Source organism: Pontibacterium sp. (genome assembly GCF_041587635.1).
Taxonomy (GTDB): Bacteria; Pseudomonadota; Gammaproteobacteria; order Pseudomonadales; family Balneatricaceae; genus Pontibacterium.
The window spans coordinates 1-9,751 of the sequence record NZ_JBFGYC010000095.1; the positions used below are offsets into that span (position 1 = coordinate 1).

The window sequence follows — 9,751 nt, forward strand, 5'->3', positions numbered from 1 at the left end:
CACTGATGCCCGACAAAATAGTTAACGCGAGTTTTGGCCCCACGCCATTCACTTTGATCAAGGTACGGAACAGCAACCGCTCCTCCCGATCAGCAAAGCCATAGAGCAGCTGCGCATCTTCACGCACCACAAAGTGCGTAAACAACGTGACCTGCCGGCCCAGCTCCGGCAAACGATAGAAGGTATTCATGGAGGCCTCAACCTCATAGCCAACGCCATTAACATCAATCAACAGTTGCGGCGGATGCTTTTCCAGCAGCTCACCTCTTAGCCTTCCAATCACTGATTTACTTCTCCATATCCCGGGCAGTTTTGTCTGACTCCAGACGGTGTCCTGCAACAATAAATTCAGGCAAACGCAGATCTGCGAACACCGCTGCCATACGTGTGGCAAAGATCAAACCCATTGAGATCATCGCTAACAGGCGGTCCTCAATCAGACCTTCAAACGAGACAAAGAAAATCGCGCCAGCAATCGCACATGTTGCGTAGATCTCACCTCCACGGTGAAGAATCAACGGGATTTCTCGTGTCAGAATGTCGCGAATCATACCACCTGCGGTACCAGTGATCATGGCCATCATAACCACGACCACATCCGATTGGCCCATGGCCATCGCCTTCTGCGCACCCAGGATCGCAAATAACGCCAACCCCATCGCATCCAACACCAACAACGCACGACGTGGATACGCTACATATCGGCAGAGAATAAATGCCCCCACCGCCGATACGATTGCGGTCCAAAGGTAACTCGTATCAACGATCCAACCTATAGGGTGAGCATCCAGGGTAATATCGCGAATCGTACCACCACCCAACGACGTCACAATCGCCAGAACTACAACACCCAGGATATCCAGACGCTTGCCTTGCGCCGCCAATGCACCGGTCACCGCGAATACCGCAATACCCACAATCTCAGCAAAATAGATAAAAGTTTCGTAATCCATCTAACGCCAACGCCCCTTTCGGTTTGAACGTGCTCCAGCCATCTGCACCAAATTCGTACGGGTATGCGCATGACAAAGCGCAATAGCAAGCCCATCCGCAGCATCTACCTGAGGCAAGCCAGGCAGTTTCAGAATATGTGCGACCATATGCTGAACCTGCGCTTTATCCGCCGAACCATTACCAACAACAGATTGCTTTACCTTTCTCGCCGCGTACTCGTAAATCGGCAGCTCCTGATTGGTACCCGCCACAATGGCAACGCCACGTGCCTGACCCAATTTCAGTGCCGAGTCTGCATTGCGCGCCATAAACACCTGCTCAATTGCCATCTCCTGAGGGCAATAACGACTAATCACCTCAGTCACCCCTTCAAAAACCTGCTGCAGGCGCTCAGGCAGCGCATCACCTTTGATGCGGATACAACCACTGGCGACATATTCATTTTTTGAGCCCACGCTATTGATGACACCGTAACCGGTGATGCGTGACCCCGGATCAATTCCGAGTATTAACATAAAACCATCAGTTCAGATTATTGCCGACCATAATACGCGTTAGCACCACTGATGATGCAATAAATCGCACAACAAACCGCCTTTCTCCGTGAACAAAAAAGCCGAGACAACGGCCTCGGCTTTTCCAGAAGAGCTACACGGCGATCTTTCGCCCTAGCCCTGACTTAACCGCTCAGACTTAAGGCGTCTTACGCAGCTTGATGTTCAGTTCACGCAACTGAGCTGCACTCACTTCACCCGGCGCTTCAGTCATCATGCAAGATGCGCTCTGGGTTTTAGGGAACGCAATCACTTCGCGGATAGACTCAGTACCCGTCATCAGCATGATCAGTCGATCAAGACCGAACGCCAGACCACCGTGAGGAGGCGCACCGAACTGCAGAGCATTCAGCAGGAAGCCGAACTTCTCTTCCGCTTCTTCATCACTGATACCCAGCACGTCAAATACAGTCTTCTGCATCGCCTGATCATGAATACGAACAGAACCACCGCCCAGCTCGCAACCGTTCAATACCATGTCGTATGCACGGGACAGCGCAGTCAACGGGTTCGCTTTCAGCTCTTCAGGAGAGCAGCTTGGCGCGGTGAATGGGTGGTGTAACGCAGTCAAACCACCTTTATCCGTCTCTTCGAACATTGGGAAGTCAACAACCCACAGCGGTGCCCACTCGCACTGCGCCATGTTCATGTCTTCGCCAACCTTGATACGCAATGCACCCAGTGCTTCGCTTACAACCTTCTCTTTGTCAGCACCGAAGAAAACGATATCACCGTTCTGAACTTCCAGACGCTCCATGATCTTCATGGCAACATCTTCACCCAGGAACTTAACGATTGGAGACTGCAGGCCTTCAGCACCTTTCTCCAGTTCGTTCACCTTGATCCATGCCAGACCTTTAGCACCGTAGATACCCACAAACTTGGTGTATTCGTCGATAATCTTACGTGTCAGCTGAGCACCACCAGGTACTTTCAACGCGGCAACGCGGCCTTTAGGGTCTTTAGCTGGACCGGCAAAAACCTTGAACTCGATCTCAGCCATCAGATCAGCAACGTCGACCAGCTCCATTGGGAAACGCAGGTCCGGCTTATCAGAACCGTAACGCTGCATCGCTTCCGCGTATGGCATACGTGGGAACTCACCCAGATCGATGTTCAGCATGTTCTGGAACAGTTCACGGATCATGTTTTCGGTCATACCCATGATCGCTTCCTCATCCATGAATGAGGTTTCGATATCAATCTGGGTAAATTCCGGCTGACGGTCAGCACGCAGGTCTTCGTCGCGGAAACATTTAGCGATCTGGTAGTAACGGTCAAAACCCGCCACCATCAACAGCTGCTTGAACAACTGTGGCGACTGCGGCAGTGCAAAAAAGCTACCTTCGTGAGTACGGCTCGGCACCAGATAGTCACGCGCGCCTTCAGGTGTTGCACGGTTCAGGATCGGTGTTTCGATATCCAGGAAACCGTTGTCATCGAGGTAGTTACGGATCGCGTTAGTCACCTTAGAACGGAAACGCAGCTTGTCCTGCATTTCCGGGCGACGCAGATCGATATAACGGTGACGCAAACGCACGTCCTCACCCACCTGCTGGTGTTCGTCCAGCTGGAAAGGAGGTGTTTCCGCTTTGTTCAGGATAACCAGCTCTTTGCCCAGTACTTCGATCTCACCCGTAGGCATATCCGGATTCACAGTACCTTCCGGACGATCACGCACCAGACCACGCACTTCGATAACAAACTCGTTACGTACACTGTCTGCCAGCGCGAAGCTTTCTTCACGATCCGGATCAAATACAACCTGTGTCAGACCTTCACGGTCACGCACATCCAGAAAGATGACACCACCGTGGTCACGACGACGGTGCACCCAACCATTCAGGGTGATTTCTTCGCCAACGTGTTCTTTTCTCAGATCGCCGCAATAATGGCTGCGCATAGTTTCCTGTTCCTGTTAAGTTACCAACACATCCGATTTCAACGGATGTAAGAGCTAAATTTAATTTGGCTTTCGGCCGCAGGCTTAACTGCTGCTGCCGCTATCACCCGCAAGATTTTTCTTCTTACCGGTTTTAAAATCTGTTTCGTACCAACCACTTCCTGACAATCGAAATCCCGGCGCAGAGACTTTCTTCTCTACCTGTTCACTGTCGCAAGATTTGCAGTTTGGCGCTGGTGCATCGCTACGCATCACCAGCTTCTCAAACTCGTGGCCACAGCTTTTGCATTCAAAATCGTAGATAGGCATCGTAAAACGCGTTCCAGATTCAGATCTATTCTATTGGAAAACGCGCGATTATAACCGATTTGGAGGGAGGTTACAGGCCCTAAGCGCGGTAAAGAAATCAACAGCGCCGACCCGGACAGATCGACGCGAAGGATTGCAGCAAGTTACGACTCTTCAGGAGAGATCGTCACCTCTCCGGTATTGGTTAACAACACTTCTACTTTATGTCGAATCTCATGAATTTGCTCATCTGTATAAGGCTTCGCAGGCACTTTGCCCCACACTGGTCCCGGCCATGCAGCATCATCTTCCTGCCGCACGATATGATGCAGATGCAGCTGCGGTACCATGTTGCCCAACGACGCCACATTCATTTTTTTAGCGGCAAAAATATCAGCCAAATTCTCCGCTAAGAATGAAGATTCGTGGATCATCTGACACCGCTCGTCTTCTGGCAAGTGATAAATTTCGGTGGCTCCGGCACGACGGGGTACCAGAATAAACCACGGATAGTTCGCATCGTTTATCAGTAGAAGGCGACACAGCGGGAAATCTCCCAGTACAATACAATCTGCGGCCAGCTGAGGATGCAGTTCAAATTCCAATTCCAGCTCGTCCATGGTTCCTCCGATGAAATTCACTTAAAATTCCAGACGTTAGCAGTTCTCTTATAGCTAAGAGTATAGGCAAATATGCTTGATATCGTGCTCACTGACAATATTGAATCGATTGGCCCCAAGATCTGGAATAAGCTCTGCGGCACCGATTACCCCTTCCTGCGGTACGAATTCCTGCACGCATTGGAACAATCTGGCAGCGTTGGGAAAGGTACTGGATGGCTCCCCCTTCACTTGTCACTGAAGGACGGCGGCGAAACCGTCGCGGTGATGCCGATCTATCTAAAGCAACATTCCTATGGTGAGTACGTGTTTGATTGGGCGTGGGCAGATGCCTACTCACGCTATGATCTGGAATATTACCCCAAGCTGGTCACATCCATCCCTTTCACACCCGCCTATGGCCCCCGGATTGGCACCCGACAGCCTCTGGATACAATCATTCCAACAATACGCGACGCCATTCCACAAATTGCCGCCAAACTAAACGCTTCATCCTGGCACGGTTTATTCGCACCTAAAGAGACAATCGAGCAATTTGTGACCCACGAAATCATGCCAAGACTGGGGTGCCAATACCACTGGTTCAACCATGGCTACCGTGACTTCGACCACTTTCTGGAACGCTTCAACTCCCGTAAACGCAAAAATTTACGCAAAGAACGCAAGAAAGTATCCGACCAAGGCGTCGAGTTACGAACCTATAGCGGCAGGGATATTAGCGACGCACTGCTGCACCGGTTCTATCATTTTTATCAGATCACCTACCTCAAACGCGGCCGCAAAGGTTATCTGACACCCGAATTTTTCACACTACTGCGCGACACCATGCCGGATCATCTGGTGCTTGTTGTCGCATATGTTAATGATCAAGCGGTAGCTGGCGCCCTTTCACTGCGTAGCAAGACCACCTTGTATGGACGCTACTGGGGATGCCTCGAAGAGTACGACAGCCTGCACTTTGAAACATGCTATTACCAAGGGATCGAGTTTTGCATTCGGGAAGAGCTGGAACGCTTTGATCCCGGCGCTCAGGGTGAACACAAAATTCAACGCGGCTTTGAACCGATTGAGACCTGGTCCGTACACTGGTTACAGGAGCCCGGTTTCCGAGAGCCCATCGCCCGCTTTCTGAATGAGGAAGAAGAGATGATGCGAGAGCAAATCGCCGAACTCACCACCTGGCTGCCGTTTAAGAACGACTAGGTCACTTTAGCAGCGGATTGAAAGCCACGTGCCAGACATAAAAAAGCCACACAACACAACCTGCTGCGCGGCTTTTCCAGTTCGGTGACCTACTCCTAATATGGGTCAGATCACTGAACTCTCGCTTCGTTTAAAGCACCGTCGCAGCAATCCAGCCCGCAATCAACAACGGCAGGTTAAAGTGGACAAACGTTGGTACCACCGTATCCCAGATGTGACGGTGCTGACCATCTACGTTCAAACCCGCAGTCGGGCCCAATGTAGAATCAGACGCCGGAGACCCCGCATCGCCCAGCGCACCGGCAGTACCGACCAGCGCAACGACTGCCAACGGCGAAAAGCCCAACTGCACCGCCAAAGGAACGTAGATAGCAGCGATAATCGGGATCGTAGAAAACGAAGAGCCGATACCCATGGTAATCAACAACCCTACGACCAGCATCAACAGTGCTGCCAGCGCTTTATTGCCATCAACAAAGCCCGCAGAGCTTTCGACCAGACTCGCTATTTCACCCGTTTCCCGCAATACCTCGGCAAACCCCGCAGCGGCAATCATGATGAAACCTATGGTTGCCATCATCTTCATACCATCAACCAGCAGCCCATCCGATTCGTTCCAACGCACCACACCCGAAACCGAGAACACAATAAAGCCCAGCAGTGCCCCCAGAACCATGGAACCGGTATACAGCTGCACACCGAAAGCCACACCAATGGCCGCAATAGCGACCAAGGTACGCACACCCGACACTTCGGCCCCGCCATTTTCAACCGCTTCAATCTTGCTCAGATCATAACGACGCTTGCCACGGTAACTGATAAATACTGCTATCAGCAGACCTGTCAGCATACCCAGCGCAGGAATACCCATCGCACTAACAACACTGATGCCTTCTGTGGATAAACCGTTTGCAGCAATGTTTTTCAACAGGATCTCATTCAGGAAGATTCCACCAAAACCCACCGGCAAAAACATATAAGGCGTCACCAGACCAAAAGTCAGCACACAGGCAATCAAGCGACGGTCCAACTGCATCTTTGCCATCACCAACAACAGTGGCGGAATCAACATCGGTATAAACGCGATATGGATAGGCATTATGTTTTGGGAAGAGATCGCGACCAGCATAATCAGCATAATCAACCCGGTACGCACCATACGAACCCGCTGGGCATCCTGATTGCTTCCCAGCATCACAACAACTCGATCAGCCAAAAGATGTGGCAAACCGGACTTGGAGATCGCAACCGCAAAACCACCCAGCAACGCATAGCTCAATGCCACACCCGCACCGCCGCCGATACCACTGTTAAAGGCATCAACCGTACCTTGCAACCCTAAACCACCCGTCAGGCCACCCGCCATTGCACCTAGCAATAGAGCCATTACAACATTCGTACGAAGCAAGCTCAGCACCAACATCGTCAGCACTGCAACAATTACCGCATTCATTAAAAATCCCAGAATAAGATTGGACGTAAAGCACCAGAACAGGTGCTTCAAGAAAGGAGCGAACTCTGAACATTTATTCTTATAATGTCAATATTTCACAATAGGAAATAATTTACACCATAAAACACATTGATCGGTGTCGCTAATTCATCAAGCAGGACGTAGCTACGGAAAGGCTTTTATGCAGCACAGCAAGCCACCATGCTCGCGGTGCTGCATAAAAAATGCATTAGAAATCGGACTTAAAACCGGGAGGTATTTTAGAAGGGTCGAATTCAGCAACCTGTGTTGCAAAGGTCCAGCCATACCCGTCCGGGTCTCGCAAACAACCCGTACGATCCCCCCAAAACTGAGTATCTACCTCACCCACTGCTTCAGCACCCGCAGCCACTGCGCGTGCAACTAAAGCATCTACATCCTCACAATACATATACAAGCCAATGGGAGAGGGCAACCCACTGCTCGCGGGTGATTGCTGCGTCGAACCGAACGCACCTTCAGTGGCAAACATGGCGATCAACACACCATTACGACGCACCTCTGCATGTACCGCCTTACCAGCCGGGTCACGCATCATCACGGAACCCTCAAAACCAAATGCCCGCTGATAAAAATCCAGCGATGCATCGGCATCTTTAACCATGATGTAAGGCGTAAGCAGATGTGTCTGTTCTGGCATCCAATTTTGCTGTGACATATAAGTTTCCTCCTCTCATATGCCACAGCTTAGCAGCGGACTATGACTCCCGAGGAATATCCAAAATATTTCCCGCAGTAACATATTCATTGCCACCCAGACGCGCCAGAGGATTGAGCCTATCCGCCAAGACCTTCATACGACCCTTGTCATCTTCGGCAACCACCTCGTCATCCAACCAGATGCGCAACAACTTACCAAATACCAGGTTCTGATCATTCTCACCAATGGTGTCCAGCTTATATAACTCACAGGCAAACGCGAGACGTGCATCCTTTAATCGCGGCAACTCAAAACCATCAAAAGCCACTGTATCCATGTCGACCAACTCAAGTTCGGACTCGCCATCCGGCAGAACCTTCGCAGACTTAGTCACTTGAGGTGCAAGCTCAGGGTGGGCCAGATGAATAACAAACCTTTTTCGCTCGACAATATTGCGAAAAGTATCTTTGTCGCTGCCATCGGGTTTACGTCCGATCGACAACATCACAACCGGCGGATTACTGCACACCGCATTAAAGTATGAAAACGGAGCCAAATTGAACTTTCCGTTCTCATGCTCAGATAACACCCACGCCACCGGTCTTGGAACAACCGTTTGTGTCATGGTGTGATAAACCTTATTGGGTGACAGTTCAGCTAGATTAATAATCATTTTTGCTTCCGCACGGTGAATTTAACGCCCTGAAATTATGACACTTTTCCATCATGAGTCCTATTCTCGCTGTGCGAACGCAACATGAAAAGGATTAATTTTGAATGAAATTCATATGAGAATTTGTCTGCAAAGTTGGTTAGAGAATCACCAACCCCTCGCCTACACTGATATTCCCCAAGGCGAATTCCGCCGGGAAAAACGTCCAGAAAATAATAATAAATGCCCAGCTTACAAACCGAAGCTAAAGAGGAAGAACAATGCTTACATACGAAGAATGCCTGGATATGTGTGACCTAACCTCTGACGAAGTCGATGCCATCGCAGAGCACGAGCACGTAGACCCAATCATTGCACTCGCATTCGGACAATACATGATCAATCACGAGGGCGAGCAAAAGATTAAGCGCATTATTCTGGATGACATTGAAAAAGCACATCGCGAAGGTAACCGCGGCCACGAAGCACTGTTGCAGAAAGTGCTGGAGCACTTCATCGCAACCCACCCAGATCACGATTCCCGTAAATCAGCAGCTGCATAAGCTACTGATCCCGAATACCCTTCCCCTTCTCACCGGTTGAGCGGTGGCGAAAGCCACCCTCACCGGCGATATTTTTATATATCAACGTTTAAAACCCGCTAATTTATTCCAGATCGACCACGAATAGGCAATCAAACACAATAGGTGTTCCCACACCGTCAAAATTAGTCAGGTCAACCATACCAGACAACCGAGAGGTTCCTTGCAACCCCTCAAACCTACCGGTCCCCCACAACACAGCATTGCCATCACTGGACGCACCGGTTATATGACTAATTGGCACGCCATCGGGCGTTACTGTTGGCTGATTTACAGGCTGCACCGAGGTCACACCTCGCGTCACCAAAGTCCCTTGCGGTAAATTGAAGTACGTAGTGCCAACCAGCTGGAGCCCACCTTCTGACCCAGGCTCGATGTTTGAAAGGCAATCTGTCGCGGTGCCCACAACCTGGCGATTTTTTCCGTTGATCAAATCAACATCAAAGCAAAATGCCTCATCCTCATAACCGTCTCCGTCGATATCTGGCACCATGGCCACATACATATCATCTGATCCGACCAGATTTAACACCCATCTATTACCTCCACCCTTATGATTTTCTGCAAAAGACAATGATGCACTCAAGAAAGCCACCATCATGATCGCAATCACACTTCTCAGTTTCATATCGTATCTCAGCATGATACCTAAAATCGTGATGTACATTCTTAGTCATTTAATGATTTTACTAATTGTTCTAATCTTTCAACTTCAATATCTTGATCTATTACAGATTTTGTTTTAATCATTTTAAGATACTTCTTCAAAATCATCAAAATCATTTGATATTCTTGCTCTGTGCATCCTATTGCCTTCTTGTGTTTCTTTGCAAAAGCCTTTAG

The 9,751-nt window shown here is 49.8% G+C and carries 12 protein-coding genes; 2 read left to right on the top strand and 10 right to left on the bottom strand.

All coding sequences use genetic code 11. From position 1 onward, the window contains the following. From ruvA to ABYW01_RS07020, 6 genes are all read right to left on the bottom strand, one after another. On the bottom strand, positions 1–283 hold a 283-nt coding region (gene ruvA / locus ABYW01_RS06995), incomplete at its 3' end, for a Holliday junction branch migration protein RuvA (RefSeq protein WP_372831771.1). 4 nt (positions 284–287) lie between these two features. Next, positions 288–953, bottom strand: a complete 666-nt coding sequence (locus ABYW01_RS07000) for a trimeric intracellular cation channel family protein (RefSeq protein WP_193954063.1) — start codon at positions 951–953, stop codon at positions 288–290. Further along, on the bottom strand, positions 954–1,469 hold the full coding sequence (gene ruvC, locus ABYW01_RS07005; RefSeq protein WP_193954064.1) for a crossover junction endodeoxyribonuclease RuvC: 516 nt from the start codon (positions 1,467–1,469) through the stop codon (positions 954–956). It lies immediately after the preceding gene. A gap of 178 nt (positions 1,470–1,647) precedes the next feature. After that, the gene (aspS, locus tag ABYW01_RS07010) at positions 1,648–3,411 is read right to left on the bottom strand and encodes an aspartate--tRNA ligase (RefSeq protein WP_372831772.1); all 1,764 of its coding nucleotides are present in this window, start codon (positions 3,409–3,411) and stop codon (positions 1,648–1,650) included. A gap of 84 nt (positions 3,412–3,495) precedes the next feature. After that, positions 3,496–3,720 (bottom strand): FmdB family zinc ribbon protein, encoded by a 225-nt coding sequence (locus ABYW01_RS07015; protein ID WP_372831773.1) that lies wholly within the window; start codon positions 3,718–3,720, stop codon positions 3,496–3,498. 143 nt (positions 3,721–3,863) lie between these two features. Then, complete coding sequence (locus tag ABYW01_RS07020; RefSeq protein ID WP_372831780.1) at positions 3,864–4,319, bottom strand: HIT domain-containing protein; 456 nt, start codon at positions 4,317–4,319, stop codon at positions 3,864–3,866. Positions 4,320–4,391: 72 nt separating this feature from the next. On the opposite strand from ABYW01_RS07020, the gene ABYW01_RS07025 reads away from it, so the two are divergent. Continuing rightward, positions 4,392–5,522, top strand: coding sequence for a GNAT family N-acetyltransferase (locus ABYW01_RS07025; protein WP_372831774.1), 1,131 nt, complete (start codon positions 4,392–4,394; stop codon positions 5,520–5,522). A 130-nt stretch (positions 5,523–5,652) separates the two neighbouring features. Here the strand turns inward: ABYW01_RS07025 and ABYW01_RS07030 are convergent, their stop codons facing one another. The 3 genes from ABYW01_RS07030 to ABYW01_RS07040 form a co-directional block, all read right to left on the bottom strand. After that, positions 5,653–6,975: a Na+/H+ antiporter family protein gene (locus ABYW01_RS07030; RefSeq protein ID WP_372831775.1), complete on the bottom strand. Its 1,323-nt coding sequence runs from the start codon at positions 6,973–6,975 to the stop codon at positions 5,653–5,655. Between the two features lie 229 nt (positions 6,976–7,204). Beyond that, positions 7,205–7,672, bottom strand: coding sequence for a VOC family protein (locus tag ABYW01_RS07035; RefSeq protein WP_372831776.1), 468 nt, complete (start codon positions 7,670–7,672; stop codon positions 7,205–7,207). Positions 7,673–7,712: 40 nt separating this feature from the next. Beyond that, positions 7,713–8,327: a flavin reductase family protein gene (locus tag ABYW01_RS07040; protein WP_372831777.1), complete on the bottom strand. Its 615-nt coding sequence runs from the start codon at positions 8,325–8,327 to the stop codon at positions 7,713–7,715. A gap of 260 nt (positions 8,328–8,587) precedes the next feature. Here ABYW01_RS07040 and ABYW01_RS07045 point away from each other — a divergent pair, with 260 nt between their 5' ends. Beyond that, entirely contained in the window at positions 8,588–8,869 is a 282-nt protein-coding gene (locus ABYW01_RS07045) for a hypothetical protein (RefSeq protein WP_372831778.1), read from the top strand. A gap of 103 nt (positions 8,870–8,972) precedes the next feature. On the opposite strand, the gene ABYW01_RS07050 is transcribed toward ABYW01_RS07045, so the two are convergent. Continuing rightward, positions 8,973–9,575 carry a hypothetical protein gene (locus ABYW01_RS07050; RefSeq protein WP_372831779.1) on the bottom strand — a complete coding sequence of 201 codons (603 nt, stop codon included), beginning with the start codon at positions 9,573–9,575 and terminating at the stop codon, positions 8,973–8,975. Positions 9,576–9,751 lie beyond the last annotated feature (176 nt).